Raw genomic sequence first — 26,470 nt, 5'->3', positions numbered from 1 at the left:
CGGCTGCCAGCCTTCGAAGAAGGATAGCAGCCGTGCGATCAGGATAAAACCGGCGCTACTTCCGGATCTGTTCGCGGAACCAGGCGCGATGGTGCTTCCACGCCCAGCCCGCCGTGACATAACCGCGCAGCATGGCCGTCAACGAGCCCTTGACCCAGATCGCGGCGTAGATGTGCACGATGATCGAGCAGATCAGCACCAGCGCACTGACGGCGTGCACCACGGACGCGACCCGCACCACCCAGATCGGGAAATAGAACGCGAAATATTCGCGCCAGATCACGATACCGCTGGCGAACAGGCCCAGCATGCACAACACCAGCACGTAGAACAGCAGCTTCTGGCCGGCGTTGTACTTGCCGACTTCGGGCAGCTTTTCTTCGCGGTTCTCGACCACGTCGTTCAGCTGCTTGAGCCACTGGCGATCAGCGCGCGTCATCAGGTTGTGCCGCCACATGTGGCCGGCGAACACGACGAAGCAGACGAACATCACCACCCCGATGATGGGGTGCAGAATGCGCGTCCAGGGGCCGCCGCCGAACAGGTTGGTCAGCCAGTACATCGACGGGTGAAACAGCGCCAGCCCGGACAGCGCCAACAGAATGAACGTGAAGGCGATGATCCAGTGGTTGGTGCGCTCACCCGGCGAATAGCGCTTGATGCGGCGGTGACGGTGGTCTTCAGTCATGGCGGATCTCCTCTTCGGCGCGGCGCTCGTCTTCCTCCGACACCTCGTTACGGCCCACGCGGGCGTAGTGGAAGAATCCCGCCAGGGCGGTCAGGGCCATCGCGGCCACACCCAGCGGTTTGGCCAAGCCCTTCCACAGCGACACCATGGGACTGATCTTCGGGTCCTGGGGCAGGCCGTGATACAGCCCGGGCTGGTCGGCGTGATGCAGCACGTACATGACATGGGTGCCGCCCACGCCTTGCGGGTCGTACAGCCCGGCCTGGTCGAAACCGCGGGACTTCAGGTCCACGATCCGTTCCTCGGCATGCTGCTTCATGTCTTCCTTGGTGCCGAAGACGATGGCGCCGGTGGGGCAGGCCTTGACGCAGGCCGGCTCCTGGCCGACGGCCACGCGGTCGGAACACAAGGTGCACTTGTACGCCTTGTGGTCTTTCTTGGAGATGCGCGGCACGTTGAACGGACAGCCAGTGATGCAGTAGCCGCAGCCAATACAGTTTTCCTCGTGGAAGTCCACGATGCCGTTGGTGTATTGGATGATGGCGCCCGGCGAGGGGCAGGCCTTCAGGCAGCCCGGGTCCTCGCAGTGCATGCAGCCGTCCTTGCGGATCAGCCATTCCAGGTCGCCGGCGGGGTTCTCGTATTCTGAGAAGCGCATGACGGTCCAGGAATGCTCGGTCAGGTCGGCCGGGTTGTCATAGACGCCCACGTTGGTGCCGATCTCGTCGCGCAGATCGTTCCATTCCATACAGGCGCTTTGGCAAGCCTTGCACCCGATGCACTTGGAGACGTCGATCAGCTTGGCGACCGAGCCCGTGATGGGTTCACGGATACCGGGCGGCGGCGTGGTGGTGGCCGAGCGCCGCTTGATGTCTAGGGATTGCATGGACATGTCGGTTCTCCTAGGCCTTCTCGACCTTGACCAGGAACGACTTGAATTCCGGTGTCTGGGAATTGCCGTCGCCCACGAATGGCGTCAGGGTATTGGTCAAAAAGCCGGGTTTGGCCAGGCCCACGAAACCCCAGTGGATCGGAATGCCCACGTGGTGCACCGTCTTGCCTTCGATGGTCAACGCGCGCAGGCGCTTGGTGACCAGCGCCACCGCCTTGATGTAGCCGCGGTTGGACGACACCTTGACCCGCGACCCGTTGGCAATACCCAGTTCCTTGGCCAAGGCATCGCCGATCTCGACGAATTGCTCCGGCTGGAGAATCGCATTGATGCGGACGTTCTTGGTCCAGTAGTGGAAGTGCTCGGTCAGGCGGTAGGTGGTGGCCACGTACGGGAACTTGTCGACCGTGCCCATCGCGGCCAGGTCGTCCTTGAAGACGCGCGCGGCCGGGTTGCTGGTCACGCCCTTGGCCTTCGGGTACAGCGGGTTGTATCCCAACGGCGTTTCGAAGGGTTCGTAGTGTTCCGGGAACGGCCCTTCGGCCATGCCCGCCCGCGCGAAGAAGCGCGCCACGCCTTCCGGGTTCATGATGAACGGCCCCATGCCGCCGTCGGGGTTTTCGTCGCCCTTGAAGTCGGGGATGTCGGCACCGGCCCATATCTTGCCGTTCCAGCCGATCAGCTTGCGGCGCGGATCAAAGGGCTTGCCCGCCACGTCGCAAGATGCGCGGTTGTACAGGATGCGGCGGTTGGCCGGCCACGCCCAGGCCCAGTTCAGGGTCTGGCCGATGCCGGTGGGGTCGCTGTTGTCGCGCCGCGCCATCAGGTTGCCGCCGGGCCCCCAGGCGCCAGCGAAGATCCAGCAGCCGCTGGCGGTGGAGCCGTCGTCGCGCAGTTCCGCAAAACCCGCCACCTGCTCGCCGCCCTTGCGGGTGACCTTGGTGGGGTCCTTGGGGTCGACCAGGTCCACCAGGGCGCGCCCGGAGTATTCCTTGGCCAGTTCCTCGGCGGTGGGGTTCTGCGGGTTGGAGTACGGCCAGGACAGGTTAACGATAGGGTCGGGATACGTGCCGCCTTCGTCCTGGTACATCTTGCGCAGGCGCGTGAAGATCAGCGACATGATTTCGATGTCGCTCTTGGCTTCGCCCGGAGGCTCGGCGCCCTTCCAGTGCCATTGCAGCCAGCGCCCGGAGTTCACCAGCGCGCCGTCTTCCTCGGCGAAACAGGTGGTGGGCAGGCGGAAGACTTCGGTCTGGATCTTGGACGGATCCACATCGTTGGCCTCGCCCGCGTTGCGCCAGAATTCGGAGGTCTCGGTGACCAGCGGGTCCATGATGACCAGGAATTTCAGCTTGGCGAAACCATCATTCAACTTGGCCTTGTTGGGCGCCGCCGCCAGCGGGTTGAAACCCTGCGCGATGTAGCCGTTCATCTTGCCCTGGACCATCAGCTCGTAGACCTGGAGCATGTCGTACAGCTTGTCCAGCTTGGGCAGGTAGTCGAACGCCCAGTTGTTTTCCGCCGTGGCGGCGTTGCCCCACCAGGCCTTCATCAGGCTGACGTGGAACTTGTTGTAGTTCTGCCAGTAGCTGAGCTGGTTGGGACGCAGCGGCTTTTGCGTACGGGTCTCGATGTACTTGGCGTAATCCTGCTCGGGTTCGTTGGGCAGCGTCATGTAGCCCGGCAGCAGGTTCGACATCAGGCCAAGATCGGTCAGGCCTTGAATGTTCGAGTGCCCGCGCAGCGCGTTCATGCCGCCACCGGCGATGCCGATGTTGCCCAGCAACAGCTGCACCATCGCGCCGGTGCGGATGATCTGCGAACCGATGGAATGCTGCGTCCAGCCCAGCGCATACAGGATCGTGCCCGCGCGGGTGGGGCTGGCGGTGGACGCCAGCATTTCGCACACCTTCAGGAACTTGTCTTTCGGCGTGCCGCACACGCGCTCGACCATGTCTTCGGTGTAGCGCGAATAGTGCTTCTTCATCAGTTGGTAGACGGTGCGCGGATGCGCCAGCGTCGGGTCCGTCTTGACGAAACCGTCGTCGCCGCGCTCGTAATCCCAGCTGGCCTTGTCGTAGGAACGCTTGTCGGCGTTGTAGCCGGAATACAAGCCTTCCTCGAACGTGAAGTCCTCACGAACGATGAAAGAAAAGTCGGTGTAATTGCGCACGTACTCGTGCTGGATCTTGTCGTGATCCAACAGGTACTTGATGACGCCACCCAGGAAGATGATGTCGGTGCCGGTGCGTATGGGCGCGTAGAAATCCGCCACGGATGCCGAACGCGTAAAGCGCGGATCCACAACGATCAGCTTCGCCTTGTTATGGGCTTTTGCTTCCGTGACCCATTTGAACCCGCACGGGTGGGCCTCGGCGGCATTGCCACCCATGATCAGCACTACGTCCGCGTTCTTGATGTCGACCCAATGGTTCGTCATCGCTCCACGGCCAAACGTCGGGGCAAGACCTGCCACCGTCGGGCCGTGTCAGACACGTGCTTGGTTATCGAACGCCAACATCCCCATGCTGCGCACGGTCTTGTGCGTAACGTAGCCCACCTCGTTGCTGCTTGCAGAGGCGGCCAGCATGCCGGTGGTCAGCCACCGGTTGACTGTCTTGCCGTCCGCGGTCTTCTCGACGAAGTTCGCGTCGCGGTCGGCTTTCATGAGTTTGGTGATGCGGGTCAGCGCGTCGTCCCACGACATCCGCACCCATTTGTCCGACCCGGGCGCCCGGTATTCCGGGTACTTCAGGCGGTTGGGGCTGTGGATGAAGTCGATCAGCGCCGCGCCCTTCGGACAGAGCGTGCCGCGGTTGACGGGGTGATCAGGGTCGCCTTCGATGTGCATGATGCTGGCGCGCGCGTTCTTGGCGCCGTCGCCCAGACCGTACATCAGCAAGCCACAGGCGACCGAACAGTAGGGACAGGTGTTGCGCGTTTCAGTCATGCGCGCAAGTTTGTACTGGCGCACTTCAGCCATGGCCGTGCCGGGGGCTACCCCGAGCAATGCCAGGCTAGAGCCTGCCAGGGTGGCACCTGTCACCTTGAAGAACTGGCGGCGATTCATGTTGACCATGAAGCACTCCTCTCCTGGTGAATGACGAAAGCCGGTGGCTTGCCCAACGCGGAAAAGCCCTACAACTTCCAAGGATATTTCAATAAGTATATTCGCAAGACCAAGTCGCGCGCCACGGCAAAAGCCCGGCTAACGCCGATTTGGCGGCGAAATGGGAGTTGTTCGCAGATTTTGGAGTGTCTGGCGGCTGCTACATTCCTCGTTCACGCTTGACCGTTGGAATGCCCGATGCGCCGTTTTGTTCCCTTGGCTTTGTGCCTGGCCTGCCTGGCCGGGACGCCCGCCTCCACCGCACTGGCCGCGCCCGCAGCCGCGCGGCTCACACCGGCCGCCGCTGCAACCGAAGTCGCCCAGCAAGCGGCCATGGAAGGCTACCTGTACTTCTATCCGCTGGTGACGATGGACTTGAACCGGCGGCAGTTCACGCATCCGTCGCGAGGCGCTCAGGGTGCGGCCGCCAACACATTCCTGCATGGTCGCGGCCTGCCCCCGGCCGGCGAGGCGGCCCCGTGGGCCAACCCCGACATGCTGCGCAGCACCGGCTGGATCGACCTGACGGCCGGCCCCGTCGTGCTGTCGGCGCCCGACACCCAGGGCCGGCGGTATTCGTTGACGCTGGTGGACATGTGGACAGACGCCTTCGCCATGCTGGGCAAGCGCACCACCGGCACGGGCAAGTCCAACACCGTGATCGTGCCGCCCGGCTGGACGGGCACGCTGCCCTCCGGCATGGCCCGCATTGACGCACCGACCCCGCACGTCCTGGCCAAGCTGCTGATCCAGGCAGACCGGCCCGCCGATTTCGCCGCCGTGAATGCCTTGCAGGACGGCTACGCGCTGACGCCGCTGTCACAGTGGAACTTGCCGGCGCAGTCGCAGCGGGTGAAGTCGGACCCCAATCTGGACCTGAAGATAGCCGTGCGCGAGCAGGTGGAATCCATGCCGACCGACGCGTTCTTCACCTACGCCGCCGAGCTGCTGCGCAAGAATCCGCCGCACGCAACCGACCAGCCGATGCTGGCCAAGCTGCGCCAGGCAGGCCTGATTGCGGGCCGTCCGTTTGATTTCGACAAGCTTGACCACCCCGCCAAACAAGGCATGCGACGCGGACTGCGCGCGGCGCGTGAGCGCATGCAGGCCGCCGCGGGCGCCTCGCTGCGCAGCCTGAACGGCTGGCAACAGGAAACAGCCAGCGTGGGCGTGTATGGCACCGCGTACCTGCGCCGGGCGCTGGCCGCGCAAGCACAGCCAGGCGCCACCCTGCCCGAGGATCTGGCCGTGCTGCTGCTGGCTGCCGACAACCAGGGTGCCCCGATCGACGGCGCGCATCGTTACTTCTTGCACTTTGAAGACGGGCAGCTCCCGCCCGCTGGCGCGCTGTGGTCATTGGCCGCTTACGACAGCCAGGGCATGCCCGTTGCCAACATGCTTGGCCGTCATACCCTGGGCGACCGTCAGCCGTTGCGCTACAACGCCGATGGCTCGCTGGACCTGCATTTCAGCCAGACGCCGCCCGCCCCCGAGGACCAGGCCAACTGGCTGCCGCTGCCCGCATCGGGCGCCGTGACGATGTTGTTGCGTATGTACGAACCGCAGCCAGTTTTGTTGGACGGGCTGTGGATGCCGCCCGCCTTGGTGCGGGATGATCCGCAGCCGCCGGCGGAAGTGGATTCGGATGTAGATGCGGAGCCCGCCGCCAGCGCCGCCCAGCCTTCCGAGAAGAAACCCTAGCACGTGGCCGGATGACGGCTCGGTGACAGGCGCCTGCCGCTACCATAGGCGTTTTATTTTTCAATGATGAGCGCCCGCCATGGACGACGCCTTTAGCCACCAATTGTCGATGACCATCCTGATGACGCCTGACATGGCGAATTTTTCAGGGAACGTACACGGCGGAACCATCTTGAAGTACCTGGACCAGGTGGCCTACGCCTGTGCCAGCCGCTACGCCGGCCAATACGTGGTCACGCTGTCGGTGGACCAGGTCGTGTTCCGCGAACCCATCCACGTGGGCGAATTGGTCACTTTCCTGGCGGCGGTGAATTACACCGGACGCACGTCGATGGAAATCGGCATCAAGGTCGTCACCGAAGACATCCGCAAGAAGCTCGTGCGCCATACCAACAGCTGTTATTTCACGATGGTGGCGGTGGACGACAACGGCGCACCCACCGCTGTGCCGCCGCTGGCCCCGCGCAACCTGGAAGAAAAGCAACGCTTCGAAGCCGCGCGTCTGCGCCGCGAACTGCGCCAGGAAATGGAACGCCGCCACGATGAAATCAAACGGGAAACGACGCACGACGCGCCGTAACGGCTGACGGACCGGCGGGGGCTATTTCTCTGTGCCGGGTTCGCTGGCGATAAAGTCATCCAGGGCTTTTCGGGCCGCTTCCGCCTGGGCGGGGGTAGGTCCACGCGTAGCGCTTTGCGGCTCGACGCGGGGCGGAGCAACGGCCCCGTAACGCGGGCGCAGTGAACGCATAGCGTGATCCCAGATTGCCAGCGTCTGATCCTTGCTCAATGTGGAGTCAACAGGTGGACGGGGCCTTTTTCTTTGCCACAACGGAGGATCGCCCCGAGGGACAAAGTTGGGCAAAAGCCAATTAAGCAACTTGTCCGGTGTGGTCTCCGGGTTGGCGTGCAGTCTGGGCACGCCGCCCGCGGTCAGGCGGAAATTGACCGATGGACTCGCCAACGAACGGCTATCCCGGTAGTTTTCAGCCACAAACAAGAACCCGCGATGGTCTTTCGTTTCATACCGCATCAGGTATTCCTCCGCGGGATTCCCAGCCAGCGTGGTATGCCCCTTGCGCACCACATCGGGGGCCCAGACGCGAAAGGCTTTGAAGTCGCGGACCATGCGTTCGATGAGGCGAGGCGACTCATTGCGTGCGGAGTCACTGAAGTAGATTTCCAGTTTGACGTTCGAGCCTCGCGCCATGAAGCTCACGATGCCCATCTCGTGGTCGTGCGTACCCCGGATGATGACGGGGCCCAGCGAAAGGCCCGGGCCGGCCGCTTCGGCTTGCTTGACGCCGACAACTTGCGCAGCGAGCTCAAGCAGGCGCGACTCGACCTGTGCATTGCTGCCCTCCTCGTACGACTCTGCTGCCAACTTGACGTGCGTACCGTTCACCAGCAGATGCAGTTCATAGGTTTGCGACCATGTGGCGCCCATACTTTCTTGATATTGGAACAACCACTTCCCCCGCGCCAATTCCTCCGCGCCGAGAAGCATGGACTTGCCGGTTTCATAACTGTTGACGGCGCCGATGCGGCGGGCGCGTTCTGATAAAGCCTCGTCAAACTGAGCCAACGTGATGTCTTGCCCCAGAATATCGATTTGAACGCTCGTATGATCGGCCCCTCCTCCGTAGTAAAGCTTCGCGAACGCCCTGGAAGGCGGCCCCCAGTCGGCGGGAAGTTCGATCAGTTGCCTGCCTACCGCCCACGTTCGCATGGGGCCGGTAATCTCGTTCACGGCGGATTCCTCCTTTGAATGAAATAGGGCCATCACGCCCGCGGCGAGCCCGGCCAACAGACAAAGCAGCGGGATCAAGCGACGCATGACGGACGCTTGGCTTGAGCAGCGATCTTGATGAGGCTATACAGCGTGAAGTGCCGGGTCTGCATCACTTTGAATGCGCCCTCATGGTCAAAGCCCGTGGCGCTGACTTGCACCCGCACTTGGCCTTCGCGCGCCTGCGCGGCCGGCGCCTGGCCTGAACTGACCGGAACCGTGCCATCACCGATGCCGTCCTGCATTTCGCAGTGCAGTTCCCAATGGCTGACTTCCATGGATACGGCCAGCCGGCCTGCTCTGACCGGCACGTGTTCCACGACGCGACTGCCGCCAACGTACAAGGGGCTGGATCCTTGATCTCGCACCTGCGCCATCTGCATGGTGGACACAACGAAGGCATCCGGGGGCACGCCCAAAGGCCGATTCAGATCGCCCCGTCCGGCTCGCATTTTCCAGGTAATGGTTTCGAAACTCGGCTGTTTGGCGTCAGCCCCGTAATACACGTAGGTGTTGGGGTGATAGGCGGCGTCTATCGTTTCGTGAAACAGCTTCGCCTTCTTGATGTTCTTTGCGTAGTGGACCCACTCGATGGGAGCCCCATCCTTCGGCTTTAACCACTCTTCGCGCAGCAACGCCCACCAGCGATCACGGCGCAAATAGATTTCATGGTACGGGTCCGCCTCAGGACGCGCAGGCATGGCGGACGCGTGGTCGGGGTCTCGCAGGCGTAACCATCCCGGCGAATAGTTCTTGGTGGGCAGCAATTGCAGTGCACCCGGCGACTGGGCGAATACCGCTGTGACGTCCTGGCCGGTCACGCCGATCACGGCGGCGGCCATCGCGCTTTCTTGCTGCATGCCCACTTTGCAGCGCCGGTATGCCACCGGGGCGCCATGGGTCGGCATCACGCCGTGCACGACGCCTGCAATGGCTTCGCTCATGCCGGGTAACTGCGCGCAACGCCGTGCCACCAGCCCGCCCATCGAGTGTGTGACCAGGATGACCTGCTGGCACTCGGACCCGTACTGACGCCTGATTTCGTCGATACGCTCGGCCAGCTTGTTTGCCGCCACGTCGTTGTCCGCCAGCCAGTTGTAGCCAAACGCGTGCACCGGCATCCGGTATGCGGCGCGGGCGGACAGGTCGTCCGTCTTCAGATGCGGCAGCTGGCGCAGCAGGTGTTCGCCCAGGCCTGCCAGGGGCACCTCCAGCCCGGGCTTCAGGCGCGGCTGCAACGAGGGGTCGTCGGGCACGTCCAGGTGCATGGACTTCAGTTGGAATTCCGGCCACTCGTGCGGCCGATAGGAGCTGTTCAGCGAGTCTTCGAGCCAGAGCAGGAACGGGTGATAGCTGCTTTCGCCGACTTCGCCCCAGCCCCGTTCGCGATAGCGATCGATAAGCGCCTGTTTGCTTTGCGTGGCCGATTCGACGAAAGGCACGATCACCGAACCCACGCGACGCTCGGGCACGGCGCCGGCGTCATCGACGGTCACGCGGTCGGGGTGCAACACGGCCTGACGGGTCCCTGCGGGAACGCCGTTCCAACGCCGGAACAAATCAACAGGTTTGCCAGCCAAGCCTGCATCCAGCCGCCAGACGGGTTCGGCTTCTTGCCCGTCATCGGGCACGGACTTCAGATTCGAGCCCATGATGCCCGGAACGAATACGACCGGCAGGATAGCGTCCGGCGGGATCCGCAGGATGACCGGATCGCACTGCTCGGCGGGCGTCAGCGTCCACTGAAACACAGGCTGGCCCCGGGCGTTGTAGGACATCGGGGCGAAACGCTGCGCGGGCGCTGCGGTATCGGTCACGGCGGGCTCCTGAGTGGGGCACGCGCGTGGCCTTGGCGGATTGCGTGGCGCTGCGCGAGCGAATCACTTGACCCGCAACAGTGATGGCGATCCGACAAAAAGGCTATTGGAAGAGTCTGATTTCCGGTTCAGATTGCTAAGAACCCGCGTGGCGAATCAGGCCCGCTCCGCCGCTCCGGGCGGTGGCGGCGGTGCCGAGGCCGGTTCGCGGTCTCGGCCCACCATGCGTTTCAGACCCAGCCATTGCTGCGACCAGAACCCGCGGCCGTAGTCGCGGCCGCCCAATTCGGCCTGCTGGTCGTGGATGCCCGTGGGGCCATAGCCCACGCCAAAACGGGCGGTGCGAAACAGCACGTCCCAGATGGGGAATAGCGCGGCAAAGTTGTAGCCGCCGACGGGGCCGGGCGTGGACGCGTCGTAGGCGATGGAGTGGTGATGCCGATGGAAACGCGGACTGACCAGCAGGCGTTCGCCGAGCGCGCCGAAGTGCATGCGCAAGTTGGCGTGCGAAAAGCTTTGCGCCAGCTGCGTAATGGCCACCACCGCCACGAACTGCGCCGGCGGCACGCCCACCAACTGCGACACGAACACAACCAGCACGTCGCGCAGCATGTCGTCCAGCAGGTGGTTGCGGTCGTCGCTCCAGATGGTCATCTGGCGCTGGCTGTGATGCACGGCGTGCAGCGCCCACAGCCAGCCGAAGCGGTGCTGCGCACGGTGGTAGACGTAGTCGACCGCGTCGAACAGCAGCAGATAGATGATGAGGCTGACCCAGGCCTTGTCGGTCACGCCAGGCCAGTACTGGTCCAGCTGGAAAGGCGCAAAGCCCCACACGTGCAGCTGGCCGAAGACGCTGTCCCAGAACGGGTCGATGGTGAAGAACAGCGCCAGGCGAAAAACGCCCAGGCGGTGGATCAGCGTGTACAGCACGTCGATGCCGATCTGGCGTCGGTCGGTCACGGCTTCGACGGGCCGCAGGCGTTGCAGCGGGCCGAACACCAGCACCAGCACGGCAACCTGCACCAGACCGACCAGCAGCCACATGGTGGCGTCATAGCCGTCCTCGATGAAGTTGCTCATTCCGAGGTGAAACAGCGCGGGCTGGATCAGCGTTTCGAAGAGCCATTGCTGGCATGCCCCGAAGAATTGGCTAAGCGTTTCCATGATCAATGATGCGTGGCGATCCAGTCGCGATAGGCCGGATGCGTGTCCAAGGTGGCAAAACAATAGCCCTTCTGCTGCAAGCCCACAATCAAGGGCTCCAGCACGGCGGGCGCCCAGGGGTCCTGGCGCGACCAGATGCCCAGGTGGGCAAGCAGGATATCGCCGGGCTTGATGGTGCGCAGCGCCTGGTCCAGCAGCTTGGCGTTGGGGAATTTATCGCTGGGCAGTTCATCGCCCAGGAAGCCGGCGGGCGACCAGCCCACGTGTTCGTAGCCGCAGGCCTTGGCGGCCTGGAGCAGGGCGGGCGACGTCTTGCCGCCCGGTGCGCGGTACAGCGGCAGCATCCTGGCGCCCGTCATCTGGTGAAAGCGGGTGGCCGAACGCTTGATTTCGGCGCAGTACTGTTCGGCCGTCCATTCGGCGCGCTTGCCGGTGTCCGGCCCCGCGCTGGGCTTCACGCGAAACTTTCCGCCCGGCAGGTCGGCCTGCCAGTAGACGTGGTCGTAGGTATGCGATCCGAAAGCATGCCCTTCCGCCGCGCGCGCCTTCCACCACGGCGCCCAGACGTCGTCCAGGCTGGAGCCGTCGGTCTTGGTGCGTTCGTTGGCCAAAAAGAAAGTGACCTTGACGTGATGGCGGTTAAGCACATCGGCGATCAGCGGCGCGACCCCCATGTGACCGGTGTCCAGGGTCAGGTAGACGGGCTTGTCGCAGGTGCCCGGCGCCGCGGCATTCGCCACCGGCACGGCACACGCCAGCGCCAGCGTCATGGCCAGCAAGCGCACGCCAGCGGGCGCAGCGTGGGGAGGGTAGCCCCCCCTATCGGGTCGGCGCATGGTTCAGCGTCCAGACGCCGTGCGGCGACTTGCCCACCGGGACCTGGTTCACGACCTTTTTCTGCTCCAGGTCCACCACCGTCAACTTGCGCGCCCAGCGCGAGGTCACCAGCAGCGTCTTGCCATCGGCCAGCACATCCATGCAGTCCGGGCCGCCCGGCACCGCGAAGGTGTCGGTCACGGTCAGCGACAGCATGTCGATGCGGCTGATGGAATTGGCGGTGCGGTTGCTGACGAACAGGTGGCGCTTGTCGCCCTGCGCGCGAAACGCGTGCGCGCCCGCGGCGGTGGGAATGCGCTTGACCAGCTTGGCCGGGCCCTTGCTGACGTCATAGGCTTCCACGAAGGAATCGCCCGTCAGCGCCACCAGCAGGGTCTTTTGATCCGGCGTCAGAAACACGTCGGCCGGCGTCTTGCCCACCGATACCGTCCACTTGGGCGTTTGCGTCGCCAGGTCGATGGCGATCAGCTGGTCGCTGTCCTGCAAGGTGACGTAGGCCGTCGTGCTGGTCTTGTCGATCATGATGTGGCTGGGCGTCTTGCCCGCCTGCACCCGCTTGACCAGCTTCAGCTCGGCGCCCTTTTGCTGCGGCTGCCACGCGTAGATGTCGATGTGGTCCAGCCGGTTGGCGGCCGTGACGAACCACTTCATGTCCGGCGAAAACTGCAACTGGTAGGGGTCGACGATGTCGGTCAGCGTGCGCTGCACTTCGCCCGTCTTCGGGTCCATCATCGTGATCGTGTTGCCCGTGGCGTTGGCCACCATCAGCGACTTTTCGTCGGGCGTCAGATACAGGTGGTGCGGTTCCTTGCCGGTAGGCACCCGGCGCAGTTCCTTGTAGGACACCGGGTCGACGATGCTGACGTTGGCGTCCAGGGAATTCAGGACGAAAATCGGGGCGGATGCCGCCGCTGCGCTAAGCGCCATCCCTACGCCGGCCAGGGCGTAGCGGACAAAATGCAAGGGGTTCAATTTCAAGGTCCGGCAAAAGAGGATCGGGCACCGATCCCAGTGCTCGCCATTTTAGGCACAGCCACCTTTCAAAAGGGCAACAAGCGGGGCTTTGGCGGCATTCGCTTGCGCCTGTTGCGACTTGGCAACATCCCCACTGGCCCTGCCCCCGAAATGCCAAAAAGTCATTTGGCGCCAACGGGTTGCGCGTCGGCGTCCACCCACGCGCCGGCAGCGATATCGCGTTCCCGCAGCGCCTGCGCACGGCTGGCGGAAGCCGGCCCCAGGTCAGACTCCAACACCCCGCCTTGCGGCCCGATCACAAAGGTGCCGATACCGGTCTGCCCGTATCGCGCGGGCCACGCAACAATGCGGTAAGCCGTGCTTTCGGAGCCGGGCAGGATCTTGTAGCGATAACCAAAATACGCGTCCTCGGCCGGCACCTCGGGGCCCATCGCCAGCGCATCGGGACCAAACGCCTGGGGCGGGGCGCCCGGCACTTCGGGCCAGTACAGGCCGTCCATGGCACCGGGGCGGCTGACCAGGCGGCTGGCATAGCGGCCCTGCCCCACGCCCTGTTGATAACGCGTCTGGGCCGCTTGCAGCTGTTGCAGCGTCTCGATGGCGGCCAGTTCGTTGCGGCCGATCGCGCGGCGGGTCAGTTCGGCCTTGCCCGCCACCGGGTCGAAACGCCAGCCCTTGCCGACCTGGGCGATAGGCACGGGCATCGTCCAGCCGGAATCGCCCACGGCCAGCCAGGAACGGCCGCCATCGGCGATGACTTCATGTTTTTTTGCCCACGCCGACAGGAAGCGATAGATGTCGTCTTGCGAGACGCCGCCCGGCACCAGCTGTTTGTGATTGGGTCCCAGCACCTTGGCCATGGCCGACGAATCGCTGGTGGCCAGCGCGTCGGTGAAGGCGTCAGCCGCGGCCTGCGCGGTCGGATACACGCTTTGCGCGGCCGCCGGCGCGGCAACGCAAAGCGCCAACAGCGACACGGCGCCCAGCGCGCGCGCACGAACCCAGGCATTCGTCATGAAAGCTCCCTTGTTCATGGTGCTACCTCCGGCCGCCGATATGGCCGCCACCGCCACCGCCTCGATGCCCGCCGCCGCCGCTTGCCCGCTGACCACCGCCCCCGCCCCCGCCGCGATTCATATCGCTACGGTGGCTTTGCTGGCGCATGCGGTCGCCGTTGCCCGCGTCGCTTAACGCGTTGCTGGTGTTCGTTGTCCGGGCGCGATCGCGAGCCGCCGATTCGTCCGCGCGCTGGCGTTGCGCCGCGGCCTGGCGATCGTTGGTGGACACGCTGGACGAACGGGGCGTGTGCGAGCCTGCGCCCTGTCCGCCGGTGCCGGCGCCTGAGTGATTCTGCGCGCGGTTTTGCCCGCGATCCTGCCCCCGGTCGGCCGCGCCCTCGCCACTGCGGCCCGCCGCGCCCTGGCCGCCCCGGTTGGCGGCGCCCTGGCCACGGCCGGCGCTGTCGCCATGGCCGGCGATGGGTTGTCCGGTACGCCCTTCAAACGATTGCGCGGCGCGGTCACGTGCCGCCTCGCGGGAACCGGCAGCGGGCGCCGCGCCGGCCGCGCGCGCGCCCTGCCCCTGACCCGCCCGCTGGCCGGATTGCCGGTTCTGCACGCCTGCCTGGCGCTGGCTGTCAAAACGCTGCCGGCTGGCCGAATCGGCATACGGCGTATTGCCGCGATTTTCAGGGTTGTGCTTCCACGACACGTTGTTGTTACGGGCGTTGTCGATGCGCTGGTTCACGTTGATGTTGTTGTACCGGTTCACATCGATATCGACATCGTTGTGTCCCCAGTCAAAGCCGCCCCACATCGAATTGACGGCCGCCACCCCCAGGCCGAAGCCGATGCCCGACACCAGCGCCGTCCCAAAGACGGACCCCGGCGGCGGCGGGTAGTAATAAGGCGGATAAGTGGGATAGGCCCAGGCCCCGTACACCACACTGGGGTTGTAGCTGGGCACGTAGACAACTTGCGGATCGGTGGGCTGGATCACCACCACGGTCTTTTCGTTCGTGGTGCTGGAGGTGACCGTCTGCTGTGGCGTGCTTTTCAGGTTGCCCGCCTTTTGTGCCTGCGTACGCAAGCGCTGCACGGAATCCATCACCGCATCGGGCTGTGCCAGAAAGGCATCGCCCACGGATTTCACCCAGTCCGGCTGGCGCCCCATCATGTCCATCACTGACGGAAACGCCACCAGGGATTTCACGCTGGGATCCCAGGGCTCGGCCTCGACGGCCTTGACCGCCTGGTCACCCGATTCCGAGGTATGGGCCGCCGACCATTTGGCCGCGGCGGCGATGTCGTCGGGGTACGTGGACCCCATGAGGATTTGCGACAGCAAGGAATCAGGGTACAGCGCCACCGGCGCCATCAACTGATCCAACTGCCCCTTGTCCAGCTGGGTTTGGGCCACCGCCGGCAGACAGACCGCCAGCCCCAGGCACAACCAGCCAATGAACCACCCTTGCAGTCGACGCATGAACCGTTCTCCGTGAGGCAACGCATGAAGCTGAAAGCCACGAGGGAACTGCCGGATATCGCGATGACAATATATGCCTAACGCCGGGGCAAGGGAATATTTTTCAGTACGGCCGATCAGCGCGGCCGATCCGCTGCGGCGAATTCATAGCTTGGCGACGGACACCTCGGTCGCCTTGACGAATGCCAGCACCTCGGTGCCCACCTGAAGGTCCAGTTCCTTCACGGAACGCGTGGTGATCACCGACGTAACGATGCCGGCGGGGGTGTCCACGTCGACCTCGGACACGACCGGCCCGAGGATGATCTCTTTGATCTTGCCGCGAAACTGGTTGCGGGCGTTGATGGATTGAATGGTCATGAAGGGTTCCGGCCTGAGGCTGAAAGGTGAAAGGCGAAGAGGCATTCTTTCACCCTGTCCGGATGCGGAAAAATACTTAGTCGGCATGACGTTATGCCGGTGGGACGGGCGCGCGTAACGTCCCCTTCGCATCCTCCTTTCGCGGGACTGGATAGCGCGCAACGGCAGGCCTATACTGATTTCGCCGTTGCTCGACATTCCTTTTCCTAAAGGAGAGGCAACATGTACAGGCATTTGCTCATCGCCGTGGATGGTTCGCTGCTATCCGAATCGGCATTCAAGCGCGCCCTTGTCTTTGCCAAGGAAATGGGCGCCACCATCACGCTCATTCGCGCCATTCCCGAAGACCATTTGCTGGTCTATCAGGCCGAAATGCTGGGCACGACACAGGCGCATCACACCGACCAGGCCCGCAAGAACGCGGAAGGCTACCTGGAAGGGCTTGAGATGGAAGCCCGACACGCGCTGGTGCCGTGCAACATCGTCGTGATGGTCAACGACCATCCGCACGAGGCCATCGTGGAAACCGCCAAAACGCAGGGTTGCGACCTGATCATCATGGGTTCGCACGGGCGGCACGGCATGACCGGCTTTCTGCTGGGCAGCGAAACGCAGCGCGTGCTGGCCAAGACGCGCCTGCCGGTGCTGGTGTTTCGGTAGGTGGGCGCGGGTCGGGCGGGGTCGGGGCCAGGGCCGGTTCTGCGTCAAGGCCCCGGGCCCGGCGTCACGCCGCCGGTTCCAGCGCGTGCTGGAAGGTGAAGCTGTCGGCGTAGATATGGTCCAGGCTGGCGCCGCGCCCGGCGAACAGGTGCTTGGCGTCCTGCACCATCGCGGGTGCGCCGCACAGGTAGATGGCGTGTTCCGAGAGGTCTGCGTGGTCTTGCAGGACAACGTCCTGCACGTGGCCGCGCCGGCCTTGCCAGCTTGCGTCCGCGCGCGACAGGACCGGCACGAAATTGAATTCATACAGGCGCCCTGCCCAGCCCGCAATCTCGTCTTGCAGGTACAGGTCCGCCTCGGTGCGCATGCCCCAATACAAGGTGACGGGCGGGCAGTCTTCCTTGTCCAGCAACGATTCCAGGATGGCCTTGATCGGTGCGATGCCGGTGCCCGTGGCCACCATGATCAGCGGGCGCCAGTCCTCCTCGTGATAGCTGAAAACCCCCAACGGAGCATCGATCGTCAACGCCGCCCCCGCTTGCGCCTGGCCCAGCCACTGGTCGGTATAGCGGCCGCCCGGAATGCGGCGCACGTGGAAATCCACGTGCCCGTCCACCGACGCCACCGCCGACGCCATCGAAAAACTGCGCGTTTCACCGTCGGGCAGCAGCACGTTCATGTACTGCCCGGGCACATAGTCCAGCGGGCCGTCGGGCAGCGCCAGCGTCAGGTGCAGGATGTCGTCCGTATAAGGATGGATGCCGTGCACGGTGGCCGACAGCCGGCGCGGCTCGGGAAACACCTGGCGGCTGCTGGCCACGCTGATGCAAAGATCGCTTTGTGCGCGCGCCTGGCATGCCAGCGCGTAGCCTTCGGCCGCTTCTTCCGGCGTTAACGCCATCGGAAATTCTTCATAGCCCACCGCGCCCGATTCCAGCTTGATGCGGCAGGTGCCGCAACCGCCGAACGTGCATTCGTGCGGCAGCTTTACCGCCGCCCGTTCGGCGGCTTCCAACAGGGATTCCTCGGCGCCGGCGACGAACGCTTCGCCGGTTTGAAGAATATGCACGCGGTATGCCATTGCAAGCCTCGCTTATTTCTTGATGTCGGCCTGCACCAGCACTTTCATGCCGCGCGGCTCCAGCAGTTCAGCCAACGCCGTCAATGCCGCCAAGCCCGCCTGTGTGTCCTGTTCGCCATTGCCGCCGCTCAGACCGACGCCGCCGATCACCTCGTCGTTGACCACGATCGGAAAGCCGCCCACGAACACGGCAAACTTGCCGTCAAAGCTCCATTGGATGCCGAACGCTTCGTTGCCGGGCAGCGCGGGGCCATTGGGCGGCGTGTTGAACAAATGCGTCGAACGCTTGTGGCCGGCGGCGGTAAACGCTTTGTTCCAGGCGATCTGCGGGCCGGTGATGCGGGCGCCGTCCATGCGTTCCAGCGCAATGGGATAGCCGCCGTCATCGACGATGCAAATGGATTCCAGCACGCCGATCGCTTCGGATTTGGCGATGGCCGCGCGCACCATCAGGCGCGCCTCTTCCAGTTCCAGGCGGTAGATCTGTTTCATGTTCGTAGCCTTTTTCAGTGTTTGCCGCGCGCTCAGCCGGCGCGGTAGATGGTTTTGATCTGCGTGTAGAACTCAAGGCCCACCCGGCCCGACTCGCGGAACGTGGACGTGCTGGAATGCTTCAAGCCGCCGAACGGGGCATTGATCAGGTTGCCGGTGGTGGTGCGGTTGATCTTGACCGTGCCCGCCTGGATGTCGCGCGCGAAGCGGTGCGCGTAACGCGCGTCGGTGGTGGCGATGGCGGCGGACAGGCCGTACTCGGTGTCGTTGGCCTTGGCGATGGCGTCCTCGTACCCGTCGACTTCAATCAGTGCGATGACCGGCCCGAAGATCTCCTCGCGGGCGATGCGCATCTGCTGCGTCACATCGGTAAACAGCGCGGGCGTGACGTAATAGCCGTGGTCAAAATCGGGGCCGGCAAGCACGTCGCCGCCGCACAGGTGCGTAGCCTCTTGCTTGCCGATCGCCACGTAGCTCAACACGTTGTCCAGCTGCTTGCGGGTGGCCAAGGGGCCCAGGTCGAAGTTGCCCTTCAGGCCATTGCCGATGGTCAGCGCCTGGATGCGCGCCGCCAGCTTATCGGTGAACGCCTGCCGCACCTTGGCATCGACCAACACGCGGCTGGTGCCGGTGCAGGCCTGGCCGCTTAACGAAAAGCCGCCCTTGACGGCCAGGTCCACGGCGCGATCCAGGTCGGCGTCGGCCAGCACGATCAAGGGGTTCTTGCCGCCCAATTCCATCTGCGTGCGCGTGGTCAGCCCGGCGCTGCGGTGGATCTGTTCGCCCGCGGCCGTCGAACCGGTGAATGAGATCGCGCGCACGGCCGGCGCGCCGGTGATGGCCGCGCCCACGGCCCCTGCCGGCCCGATCACCAGATTCAGCACGCCCGCGGGCAAGCCCGCCTGCACGAACGCTTCGGTCAGGCGGTAGCCCGACAGCGGCGCGTCGGATGACGGCTTGAACACCACGGTATTGCCGGCGATCAGCGCGGGCGCGATCTTGCGGGCGGGAATGGAAATCGGAAAGTTCCACGGCGAAATCACCGCGGCCACGCCCAGCGGCTCGCGCTGGCTGTAGACCACCATGTCCGGGTCGTCGTTGACGAAGGTTTCGCCGGTAAAGCTCTGGCCCTCGACCGCGTAGAAGCGGATCGTCTGCGCCGAACGCAGCACTTCGTCCTTGGCCAGGTTCAGGCCCTTGCCCTCTTCACGGGTCAATTCGCGGGCAAAGGCGTCAGCGTGGTCTTCCAGGTACTGGGCGGCGCGAAACAGAATGGCGGCGCGTTTCGAGATCGGCGTGTCGCGCCATGCGGCGAAGGCGTCATCGGCGGCTTGCACCGCGCGCCGCGCATCATCGGCGTCCGACACGGGAAAGTGGCCCACGATGTCGCGCGTATCGGCCGGGTTGATGTTCGGCGCCGTACGCCGGGTGGCGCTGGGCACCCAGGCGCCGCCGATATGGTTCATGAATGTCTGCTGCGAAAGATCGTCCACGGAAGCGCTTCCTTTACCGGTACGGGGGTGGCCCGAGTGGCCCAGAGGGACCGAGCGGCTCGGCGGTTAAGCCGGGCATTCGGGTAGCTGTGAACATTGTATACTTTAATCATCGGCCAGCGATCCGTGATAACCCCGACGAGCGGGCATGAAAAAGGGGCCTGGCAGGCCCCTTTTTATCGGCATCAGCTGCTGTGCACGGCTAGCGCCAGATCAATACCGCGCAGATCGTCGAGACGAACAGCGCCAGCAATACCGGCAGCAACAACGCCCGCACCAGCGACAGCACGTTGACCCGGGCGAACCCGGCCACCGCAATCAATGACGACCACGCGATCAAGGTGCCGCCGCCCGTCCAGACAGCGCCCATCTGCCCGACCGCCGCCAGCGTGGCGGGGTCCACGCCCACCACCGGCCCCAACGCGCCGGACAAGGTGCCCGTCAATGGCAGACCGGCAAAGCCGGAACCGTCGATGCCGGTGATCATGCCCACCAGCAACACGCCGAACGCCACCAGGAAGTGGTTTTCGGGGATCAGATGCTGGCCCGCCGAAATCACTTCGAACAGCAGGCCGGGGGCCTGGGCCTGCGGGACACCCAGGATCTGCGCGGCGGTTTCATTGGCGCCAATGAAGAAGAAGCCGGCAATCGGCAGCACCGATCCCATGGCCTTGAAGGCGAAGACAAAGCCGTCCGTCACATGTTCCGGGCACACGTCCAGCATCTTGCGCGGCCCTTCGGCGGCCAGCGTCACCAGCATCATCACGACGAAAGCGACGCCACCCACCAGCGCCGCCGCATCGCCGCCGCGCAAGGCGGGCAGCGTCGGAAACAGGCGGGGCAGGACCATCACCGCGATCACCGCCAGGAAGGCCAGCGGCGTCACCACGGCAAAGGTCTTGGACCAGCGCACGCGGCGGCGTTCCTCGTCGTTGACGACGGGGCCTTGCGGCAACGCCGGGTCGGCGCCCATGGTGCCGCGCGCCAGTTCGGCCTTGTCGAACGAGCCGGACTGCTCGATCCGCGCCAGGCTGCCGTCTTGCGCGCGCGCCTGCCAGGCATCCAGCAACGCGGCGTTGGCGGGCACGATGTGCTTGCGGATCAGCAGGTAGGCCGTTACCAGCGCCACGGCGCCGGTGATCAGTGACAACACCAGCGCACGGTCGGCCACCACCGCCGCGCTGACGGCCGCGCCCGCCGCCTTGGCGCTGATGCTGGGCGCCACGCCGATCACGTAGTCCGACGACAGCGCCATGCCCTGCCCGGCGATGGCAATGGCCATGGCGCCGGCCAGCGGCGGCAGGCCGGCCGCGATGGCGGCGGGCAGCAGGATGGCGGACACCAGCGGCACGGCGGGCGTCGGCCAGAAGAACAGCGAGATCACATACGTACAGAGGGCGATGATGATGAACGACGAATGCCCGCCCCGCATGATGCGCCGAAACGGCTGCACCATGCGCACGTCCGCCTGCAGCGTCTTCAGGGAATTGAGCAGGGCGGTCATGAACGTGATGACCAGAAAGATGTTGAACAACTCCTTGGCGGCCACGAAGCTGGCCGAGAAGATACCGATCAGCGCGCTGATCGGATTGCCGGTGATGGCCAGCACCACCAGAAAGGTGCCAATCACCGATGGCACCACCACATTGGCCCGCAAAATCATCGTCAGGATGATGGCGGCCACGCTGATCAGATACATCCAGTGAGCAGCTGTGAGCACAACGTCCGCTTGCATGCGTGATTCCCCTTGTGACGTGGCTGTTGGATCGCCACAGTCGGTATACTATATTTCGTTGTGTGCCATACCAATCGAAATATGCGGCGCCTAGGGAAACCGATAATTCTGAAAAATGGATGAATAACGGCCTAAAAACAAGGGAATACCCGTAGTTTTGCCGCCCGACCCAAGCGTGACAAAATTCCCTCTCTGACTATCGTATACATAAAAGGCTGTAGCCCATGCCAGCGACCTTGCCTTACCCCGATCTTTGGCAGTACGCCGCGATGGCCGTCGTGGTGTTCGGTGCGGCGGTGGCCCAGGGCGTGGGCGGCATCGGCTTCGCCATGTTTGCCGCACCGGTGGCGGCGATGTTCTTCCCGCAGCTGGCCCCCGGCCCCCTGCTGACGCTGGGCGGCTTCATTTCGCTGCTGACGGCGCTGCGCGAACGGGCTTGCATCGATTGGTCGTCGGTGTCGTATGCGCTGGTGGGCCGTGCGGTAGGCACGTTGATCGCCATCTACGCCATGGCGCGCTTTGCGCCGCAGACGCTGGGCGTGTTGTTCGCCGGCATGATCCTGATCGCGGTGGGCCTGAGCGCGGCGGGGCTGCGCTTTACCGCCACGCCGGGCCGCGTGTCCGGCGCCGGCGTGGCCTCGGGCATCATGGGCACGATGACTTCGGTGGGGGCCCCACCGATCGCCATCGTGCTGCAACACACGGCGCCGCCTCAGCTGCGCGCCACGCTGGGCGTGGTGCTGTTCCTGGGGTCGATCTTTTCGCTTGCCATGCTGGCGCTGGCCAAGCGGTACACCGGCTATCACGTCGGTCTGGCCCTAAGCCTGGCGCCGTTTCTGCTGGCCGGTTTTGCGGTCTCCAACCGGTTGCGCACGCTGCTGCCGCCCCACGCCGTGCGCATCGTTCTGCTTGCCGCATGCGCGCTGGGCGCGCTGGGCGTGCTGGTCAAGGCGTTTTGGGGCAACTGATGCGCGCTTTTTGCCACGGCACCTTGCTACACCCGGTAATACAATGGAGACTGTATCCATTAATCCACACATGCTCGCCATGACCACTTCGCCTGTCAGCCCGCAAGCCGCTGAAACGCAGTCTTCCGCTCCGCTGAAGATTGGCGAGCAGCATCCTCAGTTGTTCGCCGTGATCCGCGACAAGCTGCGCGAACGCATTCTTAGCGGGGAATTCACCCCCGGAGACCGCCTGGTTGAAGGCCGCCTATCTGAAGAAATGGGCGTCTCGCGCATCCCCGTGCGCGAAGCCTTGCGCGCCTTGGCCGCCGAAGGGCTGGTCACCATCGAGCCGCGTCGCGGCGCCTCGGTATCCGTGCTGTCGGACGCCGTGGCCTATGACATGGTGGAAGTGCGCGCCACGCTGGAGGGGCTCAATGCCAAGCTGGCGGCACAGCGGCGCGATGCCAAGACGGTGGAACGCTTGCAGGCCTTTCTGCGCGAAGGCACGGAAGCCGCGCGCAGTGAACAGCTGGACAAGTTCCTGGCGCTGAATTCGCAGTTTCACGAAATGCTGGCCACCATAGGCGGCAATGTGGTGCTGACGGATTTGATGCGGTCGCTGCGCGATCGCACGGCGCTGCTGTTCGCGCCCAGCAACATGCACCGCGCCAAGGCCAACTGGGATGAGCATTCGCAGATTCTGAATGCCGTGATTGCCGGCAACGGCGACCTGGCCGCCTTGCTGGCGAGCCAGCACGTGCACAACGCGGCCAAGGCATACACGGACACGCAGCAGCAACAACAGCACCACGACGCGGCGGATTGACGCGGCACCGCGGTTTTTTACGGGCTGGGATACGCCTCTGAAACCTGGACAATGTGCGCTCGCAGCCGACGCTGCGACGCGCGTCACCCCTTAGCGTCAGGCGGAGGGCACCGGCGCGTCGACCGGGTCCGCGCCCACGCCCACCACCACCCCCTTGCCGTTCTGCACCACCCACGAAACTTTGACGTCGCCGTTCACAAATGTCTGGCACGCCATGCGGTAGCCGGCTTCAAAGTCCTCAGGGCGCAGATGCTTGCGCTCTTTCGGCTTGACCGCGTCGGTGTTCTCCAGCCCCTCTTCGATGCGGCACTTGCAGGTGCCGCACAAGCCGCCCCCGCACTTGAACGGAATGCCGCCCTTTTCCTTGAGCGACACGCGCAGCAGGTTGCTGTTCTCGGGCGCGGTGGCAACCTTGCCGCCATTGGAAAGAAATGTGATCTGAACCATGGGTGTCAATGCTCTGCAACAGCGGCGGCGGGCCGCAGCGTCAAGGTGGATTCCATGCTGCCGAATCGCGTCAGGTGCGCCAGTTCCTTGCGGGCTGCCTCGACCGACGAGAATTTTTCAAGGAACTTGGACGGCACGCGGTTGACGACGTAAGGCGGCGTGTCTTCAGTGACGATCAGGCGCGTCTCGCCGTGCAGCCGGGCAATGCGAAACACGGCAAGCGTGCGCCCGTAGAAGACGTAGTCGTAGGTTTCGATGATGTCGACGTCGACGCCCACGTCTGTGTGGAACACGCCGGGCTTGGTCGTCAGGATCACGTAGGAGGCGTCCATCGCGTTATGCCTCCGCGTCCTGAACCAGTTCAACATCATGGTTCAGCCACAGCTGGCACGCCAGCCGGTAGCCCTGGTCGATGCGGTCGCCCAGTTGCTTCTTTTCCTTCCAGTTCACCGGGGGAAGATGTTCGGCGCCGGCCAGCACTCGGCACGCGCACTTGGCGCACTTGCCCATGCCGCATTCGTAGCGCAGATGCGGATACGGAAACTGCTTGATGCCGGCCCGCACCACCAGGTTGGTGTTGTCCTTGACCACATCGGTATAGGTCTGGCCGCCTTTATGAAATACAACGGTAGGCATGAGTCTGTCGTCCTGGAGCTGCGGGTGGGGCGCGCCAGCGATGCAGCGCGCCCCGATAAATGCCGGGTGTGAATCAGGCGGCCAGACCGAGTTCGGGCAGCTTGATCTCGTGCTGCACGTAGTCGGTGTACAGCGCCGTGGTGTACAGCAAACGCATCTGGGCGCCGATTTCGCAGATTTTCAGGCAGCGCTGCTGAAGCTCGACCGTGTTGGCGTGTTCCAGCACGATCTGATAGCCGCGTTCGCCGTGGATCTCGTCCGACACGATGTGCAGGTCGAAGAACTCCACTTCTTCATCGGTGAAGCCGTACTTTTCGCGCAGCGTCGGCGTCTGCTTGCGATAGATGGACGGCACCTGGGATTCCAGGCCCACGACCAGCCCGGCGACGGCCACGATGGGGTCTTCACGCATGGCCACGGCATAACACCAGCTTTGCAGCGCCCGCGTGGTGGGCGACATGTTGTCCGGGTTGGTGACGCGTTCGCGCGTGGTGCCGCAGGCTTCGGCAAAACGAATCAGCAGATCGGTATGGCGGTCGCCACCGATTTCCTCTTCGTACATATTGGCCAGCAGGAAGTCTTTGGCTTCGGTGTAGGTATCGGGCGTACGAGCGTAGAGGTATCCCAGGTAATCCGCGAACGGACCGACATAGTGATAGTGGTTCTCGGCCCAGCGCGACAGGTGCTCGCGGCTGAGCTTGCCTTCGGCCCAGGCAATGGAAAAGGGCGACGCGTTGGCGCTCTTGCCCTTGATCGCGTTTTCCAACGCGGTACGGAATTCATCTCGGTTCATCAGTTCTGCCATGACGCGCTCCAGTCCAGTGGGAGGGATTCCAGGCTGGTTTAGCCCGGCCATGAAGAACATTGTATACCGTCTACTGTTTTGGACTGCTAGGGCAATCCCGGAGAAACCCAGGAAAAAAAGGGGCAGACCTTTTGATATCAACGAGTTGACGGCGCACAACAGGCGCGGCGAGCGAACTGGACGATGCGGGGTGCCGCCAGTACAATGAATACACTTTCAATGCAATACGGAAATACCATGAATACCCGCCATCCTCTTGGAGACGCTCCCATCGGCCAGCAGCTGCTGGCGCATTACGCCCGCCGCGATGCGGTGCGCCACGCCACGCCGCTGCTGCCCAAGTCCTGGGCCGAACTGTTCGCGCCTTTCCGCAACGCACGCCTGCAACCGCTGCGCCCGGCAGCACCCGCGGCCCGTCGTAACGACGACGAGCCGATGTATCAAGCCGGGTAATGGTCTTGGCAGCCCGGCCGGCAAGGCCGGGCTTGTGATGTGCCGGGGCGGACGCTGCTGAAGCGGTCGGTCATCCCGCCGGGGCGCCACGCCCGGGCCGGTGCCCCGGCGTCCGTCTAGCGGCGCGCGCGCAAGCTTGCACGCAGGCGCGCGTCCTGTAGCGACGCGGCGTGTTGGCGGCGCTGGTTAGCGCCCGCCAGCAGCAACACCACGACGAAGCCCACGGTATAGGCCAGCACGTCCCACCAGTCGGGCACACTGCCCAGCACGACCCGCAAGACCGGCTGCTGCAACTGCCAGCCGTACAGCCGCGCCAGGTACTGAGCGAATTCCACCGCATACCCCGTCACTAGCGCCGCAATCGCCAGCGGCAAGACCTGCGCGCGGATGAACGTGCGGTACACCAGGTAGGCCCAGCCCACCGCGATCACATCGCCCAGGAACCCGCGCAGGAACGGGTACGGCGCGCCATACAAGGCGATCAGCGCCAGCAGCGCGGTAACGGCAAGCAGGGCGGCGAACGCGCGCCCGTTGAAAGTCAGGGTCATGGGAGAAGAAGCAGTTAGAAGCTAGTAACAAGCACGGGCACGCAGCAAGCAGTACGCAGCAAGCAGTACGCAGCAAGCAGTACGCAGTACAAAGCACGCAGTACAAAGCGCATAGCAGACAGCAGACAGCGCACAGTACACACGCACAGCAGATAGCCGGTAGCAGGCAGAAGCCGGCCCCGGCGGCAAGCAGGCAGCCCGAGATCCAAGAAAAGAGGGCCGGCAACCGGACCCCGGGCAGCGTACTCGATATCCCCGGGAAAACCCGGAAACAGCAGCCTTTCATGCGTCACTAAAAGTTATCCCGGCGCCACGGTCACACCACCGCGCTCTCGACGGCGCGGTCAAGCCGTGCCGCAATGCGCCCTGCAACGCCGCCATTCGCCGGCCGCCTCGCAAAGTTATCCCGCGTTGTCCACCGCTTATCCCCCGGCTGTCCACCGCAAATCCACCGGCTTACCCACAGTGTTATCCACCGCCCGGGCCTCTTGCACGGCGGCTCCGATTCAGGCGTACCATTGATCACCCGTG

General features: G+C 64.2%; 26 protein-coding genes. 6 read left to right on the top strand and 20 right to left on the bottom strand.

What is annotated here, in order from left to right:
• Positions 1-55: 55 nt before the first annotated feature.
• From DVB37_RS01555 to fdnG, 3 genes are read right to left on the bottom strand one after another with little or no spacing between them, the layout of a single operon-like run.
• Positions 56-688, bottom strand: coding sequence for a formate dehydrogenase subunit gamma (locus DVB37_RS01555; protein ID WP_046805600.1), 633 nt, complete (start codon positions 686-688; stop codon positions 56-58).
• Positions 681-1,580 (bottom strand): formate dehydrogenase subunit beta, encoded by a 900-nt coding sequence (gene fdxH / locus DVB37_RS01550; RefSeq protein WP_046805599.1) that lies wholly within the window; start codon positions 1,578-1,580, stop codon positions 681-683. Before fdxH ends, DVB37_RS01555 begins: the two co-directional genes overlap by 8 nt.
• A gap of 10 nt (positions 1,581-1,590) precedes the next feature.
• Positions 1,591-4,659: a formate dehydrogenase-N subunit alpha gene (fdnG, locus tag DVB37_RS01545; RefSeq protein WP_162941140.1), complete on the bottom strand. Its 3,069-nt coding sequence runs from the start codon at positions 4,657-4,659 to the stop codon at positions 1,591-1,593.
• Between the two features lie 228 nt (positions 4,660-4,887).
• Here fdnG and DVB37_RS01535 point away from each other — a divergent pair, with 228 nt between their 5' ends.
• Positions 4,888-6,390, top strand: coding sequence for a DUF1254 domain-containing protein (locus tag DVB37_RS01535; RefSeq protein ID WP_120153556.1), 1,503 nt, complete (start codon positions 4,888-4,890; stop codon positions 6,388-6,390).
• Between the two features lie 79 nt (positions 6,391-6,469).
• Entirely contained in the window at positions 6,470-6,970 is a 501-nt protein-coding gene (locus tag DVB37_RS01530) for an acyl-CoA thioesterase (protein WP_046805595.1), read from the top strand.
• Positions 6,971-6,991: 21 nt separating this feature from the next.
• Here the strand turns inward: DVB37_RS01530 and DVB37_RS01525 are convergent, their stop codons facing one another.
• The 8 genes from DVB37_RS01525 to DVB37_RS01490 form a co-directional block, all read right to left on the bottom strand.
• Complete coding sequence (locus DVB37_RS01525; protein WP_120153554.1) at positions 6,992-8,227, bottom strand: T6SS immunity protein Tli4 family protein; 1,236 nt, start codon at positions 8,225-8,227, stop codon at positions 6,992-6,994.
• A complete protein-coding gene (locus tag DVB37_RS01520; protein WP_120153552.1) occupies positions 8,215-9,996 on the bottom strand; it encodes a triacylglycerol lipase in 1,782 nt (593 codons plus the stop codon). Before DVB37_RS01520 ends, DVB37_RS01525 begins: the two co-directional genes overlap by 13 nt.
• Before the next feature lie 156 nt (positions 9,997-10,152).
• Positions 10,153-11,160 carry a sterol desaturase family protein gene (locus DVB37_RS01515; RefSeq protein ID WP_046805594.1) on the bottom strand — a complete coding sequence of 336 codons (1,008 nt, stop codon included), beginning with the start codon at positions 11,158-11,160 and terminating at the stop codon, positions 10,153-10,155.
• A 2-nt stretch (positions 11,161-11,162) separates the two neighbouring features.
• Positions 11,163-11,930: a polysaccharide deacetylase family protein gene (locus tag DVB37_RS01510; protein ID WP_046805641.1), complete on the bottom strand. Its 768-nt coding sequence runs from the start codon at positions 11,928-11,930 to the stop codon at positions 11,163-11,165.
• A gap of 49 nt (positions 11,931-11,979) precedes the next feature.
• Positions 11,980-12,924 carry a YncE family protein gene (locus tag DVB37_RS01505; protein WP_046805640.1) on the bottom strand — a complete coding sequence of 315 codons (945 nt, stop codon included), beginning with the start codon at positions 12,922-12,924 and terminating at the stop codon, positions 11,980-11,982.
• 209 nt (positions 12,925-13,133) lie between these two features.
• Positions 13,134-14,006 (bottom strand): DUF2950 family protein, encoded by an 873-nt coding sequence (locus DVB37_RS01500; RefSeq protein ID WP_120157370.1) that lies wholly within the window; start codon positions 14,004-14,006, stop codon positions 13,134-13,136.
• 4 nt (positions 14,007-14,010) lie between these two features.
• Positions 14,011-15,456, bottom strand: a complete 1,446-nt coding sequence (locus DVB37_RS01495; RefSeq protein WP_120153550.1) for a DUF3300 domain-containing protein — start codon at positions 15,454-15,456, stop codon at positions 14,011-14,013.
• 144 nt (positions 15,457-15,600) lie between these two features.
• Entirely contained in the window at positions 15,601-15,816 is a 216-nt protein-coding gene (locus tag DVB37_RS01490) for a molybdopterin-binding protein (RefSeq protein WP_046805592.1), read from the bottom strand.
• Positions 15,817-16,038: 222 nt separating this feature from the next.
• Between DVB37_RS01490 and DVB37_RS01485 the strand changes: the two genes are divergently transcribed.
• A complete protein-coding gene (locus DVB37_RS01485) occupies positions 16,039-16,476 on the top strand; it encodes a universal stress protein (RefSeq protein ID WP_104144844.1) in 438 nt (145 codons plus the stop codon).
• A gap of 64 nt (positions 16,477-16,540) precedes the next feature.
• On the opposite strand, the gene DVB37_RS01480 is transcribed toward DVB37_RS01485, so the two are convergent.
• The 4 genes from DVB37_RS01480 to DVB37_RS01465 all read right to left on the bottom strand — a co-directional run bounded on the left by DVB37_RS01480 (position 16,541) and on the right by DVB37_RS01465 (position 21,277).
• Complete coding sequence (locus DVB37_RS01480) at positions 16,541-17,557, bottom strand: 2Fe-2S iron-sulfur cluster-binding protein (protein WP_120153548.1); 1,017 nt, start codon at positions 17,555-17,557, stop codon at positions 16,541-16,543.
• 12 nt (positions 17,558-17,569) lie between these two features.
• Entirely contained in the window at positions 17,570-18,049 is a 480-nt protein-coding gene (locus DVB37_RS01475; protein WP_104144846.1) for a heme-binding protein, read from the bottom strand.
• Between the two features lie 32 nt (positions 18,050-18,081).
• Positions 18,082-19,515, bottom strand: a complete 1,434-nt coding sequence (locus DVB37_RS01470; RefSeq protein ID WP_371683136.1) for an aldehyde dehydrogenase family protein — start codon at positions 19,513-19,515, stop codon at positions 18,082-18,084.
• A 229-nt stretch (positions 19,516-19,744) separates the two neighbouring features.
• Complete coding sequence (locus DVB37_RS01465) at positions 19,745-21,277, bottom strand: hypothetical protein (RefSeq protein WP_046805588.1); 1,533 nt, start codon at positions 21,275-21,277, stop codon at positions 19,745-19,747.
• 224 nt (positions 21,278-21,501) lie between these two features.
• Between DVB37_RS01465 and DVB37_RS01460 the strand changes: the two genes are divergently transcribed.
• Together DVB37_RS01460 and DVB37_RS01455 are read left to right on the top strand one after the other, a co-directional pair.
• Complete coding sequence (locus DVB37_RS01460; RefSeq protein WP_120153546.1) at positions 21,502-22,245, top strand: sulfite exporter TauE/SafE family protein; 744 nt, start codon at positions 21,502-21,504, stop codon at positions 22,243-22,245.
• A 79-nt stretch (positions 22,246-22,324) separates the two neighbouring features.
• Positions 22,325-23,050, top strand: a complete 726-nt coding sequence (locus DVB37_RS01455; RefSeq protein ID WP_046805637.1) for a GntR family transcriptional regulator — start codon at positions 22,325-22,327, stop codon at positions 23,048-23,050.
• Between the two features lie 96 nt (positions 23,051-23,146).
• Here DVB37_RS01455 and DVB37_RS01450 read toward each other — a convergent pair whose 3' ends face one another.
• The 4 genes from DVB37_RS01450 to DVB37_RS01435 all read right to left on the bottom strand — a co-directional run bounded on the left by DVB37_RS01450 (position 23,147) and on the right by DVB37_RS01435 (position 24,938).
• On the bottom strand, positions 23,147-23,506 hold the full coding sequence (locus DVB37_RS01450; RefSeq protein WP_104144850.1) for a 2Fe-2S iron-sulfur cluster-binding protein: 360 nt from the start codon (positions 23,504-23,506) through the stop codon (positions 23,147-23,149).
• On the bottom strand, positions 23,503-23,829 hold the full coding sequence (locus tag DVB37_RS01445) for a hypothetical protein (RefSeq protein ID WP_046805585.1): 327 nt from the start codon (positions 23,827-23,829) through the stop codon (positions 23,503-23,505). Before DVB37_RS01445 ends, DVB37_RS01450 begins: the two co-directional genes overlap by 4 nt.
• 4 nt (positions 23,830-23,833) lie before the next feature.
• A complete protein-coding gene (locus tag DVB37_RS01440) occupies positions 23,834-24,133 on the bottom strand; it encodes a 2Fe-2S iron-sulfur cluster-binding protein (RefSeq protein WP_006216988.1) in 300 nt (99 codons plus the stop codon).
• 73 nt (positions 24,134-24,206) lie between these two features.
• The gene (locus DVB37_RS01435; RefSeq protein ID WP_006226804.1) at positions 24,207-24,938 is read right to left on the bottom strand and encodes a TenA family transcriptional regulator; all 732 of its coding nucleotides are present in this window, start codon (positions 24,936-24,938) and stop codon (positions 24,207-24,209) included.
• A 237-nt stretch (positions 24,939-25,175) separates the two neighbouring features.
• Here DVB37_RS01435 and DVB37_RS01430 point away from each other — a divergent pair, with 237 nt between their 5' ends.
• Positions 25,176-25,391 carry a hypothetical protein gene (locus DVB37_RS01430; RefSeq protein WP_052946040.1) on the top strand — a complete coding sequence of 72 codons (216 nt, stop codon included), beginning with the start codon at positions 25,176-25,178 and terminating at the stop codon, positions 25,389-25,391.
• 116 nt (positions 25,392-25,507) lie between these two features.
• Here the strand turns inward: DVB37_RS01430 and DVB37_RS01425 are convergent, their stop codons facing one another.
• Positions 25,508-25,939, bottom strand: coding sequence for a DUF2809 domain-containing protein (locus DVB37_RS01425; RefSeq protein ID WP_120153544.1), 432 nt, complete (start codon positions 25,937-25,939; stop codon positions 25,508-25,510).
• Positions 25,940-26,470: the final 531 nt, after the last annotated feature.

The organism is Achromobacter sp. B7 (genome assembly GCF_003600685.1).
In the GTDB taxonomy this organism is placed as follows: Bacteria; Pseudomonadota; Gammaproteobacteria; order Burkholderiales; family Burkholderiaceae_B; genus Achromobacter; species Achromobacter spanius_B.
The sequence above is the reverse complement of the archived record's forward strand: the minus strand, read 5'-3'. Positions and strand labels throughout refer to the sequence as shown.

Bases quoted from the DNA above. Each gene is read 5' to 3' on its own strand.
- DVB37_RS01555 (WP_046805600.1), bottom strand. From the start codon at position 688: ATGACTGAAGACCACCGTCACCGCCGCATCAAGCGCTATTCGCCGGGT.
- fdxH (WP_046805599.1), bottom strand. From the start codon at position 1,580: ATGTCCATGCAATCCCTAGACATCAAGCGGCGCTCGGCCACCACCACG.
- DVB37_RS01535 (WP_120153556.1), top strand. From the start codon at position 4,888: ATGCGCCGTTTTGTTCCCTTGGCTTTGTGCCTGGCCTGCCTGGCCGGG.
- DVB37_RS01530 (WP_046805595.1), top strand. From the start codon at position 6,470: ATGGACGACGCCTTTAGCCACCAATTGTCGATGACCATCCTGATGACG.
- DVB37_RS01525 (WP_120153554.1), bottom strand. From the start codon at position 8,227: ATGCGTCGCTTGATCCCGCTGCTTTGTCTGTTGGCCGGGCTCGCCGCG.
- DVB37_RS01515 (WP_046805594.1), bottom strand. From the start codon at position 11,160: ATGGAAACGCTTAGCCAATTCTTCGGGGCATGCCAGCAATGGCTCTTC.
- DVB37_RS01510 (WP_046805641.1), bottom strand. From the start codon at position 11,930: ATGACGCTGGCGCTGGCGTGTGCCGTGCCGGTGGCGAATGCCGCGGCG.
- DVB37_RS01505 (WP_046805640.1), bottom strand. From the start codon at position 12,924: ATGGCGCTTAGCGCAGCGGCGGCATCCGCCCCGATTTTCGTCCTGAAT.
- DVB37_RS01500 (WP_120157370.1), bottom strand. From the start codon at position 14,006: ATGAACAAGGGAGCTTTCATGACGAATGCCTGGGTTCGTGCGCGCGCG.
- DVB37_RS01495 (WP_120153550.1), bottom strand. From the start codon at position 15,456: ATGCGTCGACTGCAAGGGTGGTTCATTGGCTGGTTGTGCCTGGGGCTG.
- DVB37_RS01490 (WP_046805592.1), bottom strand. From the start codon at position 15,816: ATGACCATTCAATCCATCAACGCCCGCAACCAGTTTCGCGGCAAGATC.
- DVB37_RS01485 (WP_104144844.1), top strand. From the start codon at position 16,039: ATGTACAGGCATTTGCTCATCGCCGTGGATGGTTCGCTGCTATCCGAA.
- DVB37_RS01480 (WP_120153548.1), bottom strand. From the start codon at position 17,557: ATGGCATACCGCGTGCATATTCTTCAAACCGGCGAAGCGTTCGTCGCC.
- DVB37_RS01475 (WP_104144846.1), bottom strand. From the start codon at position 18,049: ATGAAACAGATCTACCGCCTGGAACTGGAAGAGGCGCGCCTGATGGTG.
- DVB37_RS01470 (WP_371683136.1), bottom strand. From the start codon at position 19,515: ATGAACCATATCGGCGGCGCCTGGGTGCCCAGCGCCACCCGGCGTACG.
- DVB37_RS01465 (WP_046805588.1), bottom strand. From the start codon at position 21,277: ATGCAAGCGGACGTTGTGCTCACAGCTGCTCACTGGATGTATCTGATC.
- DVB37_RS01460 (WP_120153546.1), top strand. From the start codon at position 21,502: ATGCCAGCGACCTTGCCTTACCCCGATCTTTGGCAGTACGCCGCGATG.
- DVB37_RS01455 (WP_046805637.1), top strand. From the start codon at position 22,325: ATGACCACTTCGCCTGTCAGCCCGCAAGCCGCTGAAACGCAGTCTTCC.
- DVB37_RS01445 (WP_046805585.1), bottom strand. From the start codon at position 23,829: ATGGACGCCTCCTACGTGATCCTGACGACCAAGCCCGGCGTGTTCCAC.
- DVB37_RS01440 (WP_006216988.1), bottom strand. From the start codon at position 24,133: ATGCCTACCGTTGTATTTCATAAAGGCGGCCAGACCTATACCGATGTG.
- DVB37_RS01435 (WP_006226804.1), bottom strand. From the start codon at position 24,938: ATGGCAGAACTGATGAACCGAGATGAATTCCGTACCGCGTTGGAAAAC.
- DVB37_RS01430 (WP_052946040.1), top strand. From the start codon at position 25,176: ATGAATACCCGCCATCCTCTTGGAGACGCTCCCATCGGCCAGCAGCTG.
- DVB37_RS01425 (WP_120153544.1), bottom strand. From the start codon at position 25,939: ATGACCCTGACTTTCAACGGGCGCGCGTTCGCCGCCCTGCTTGCCGTT.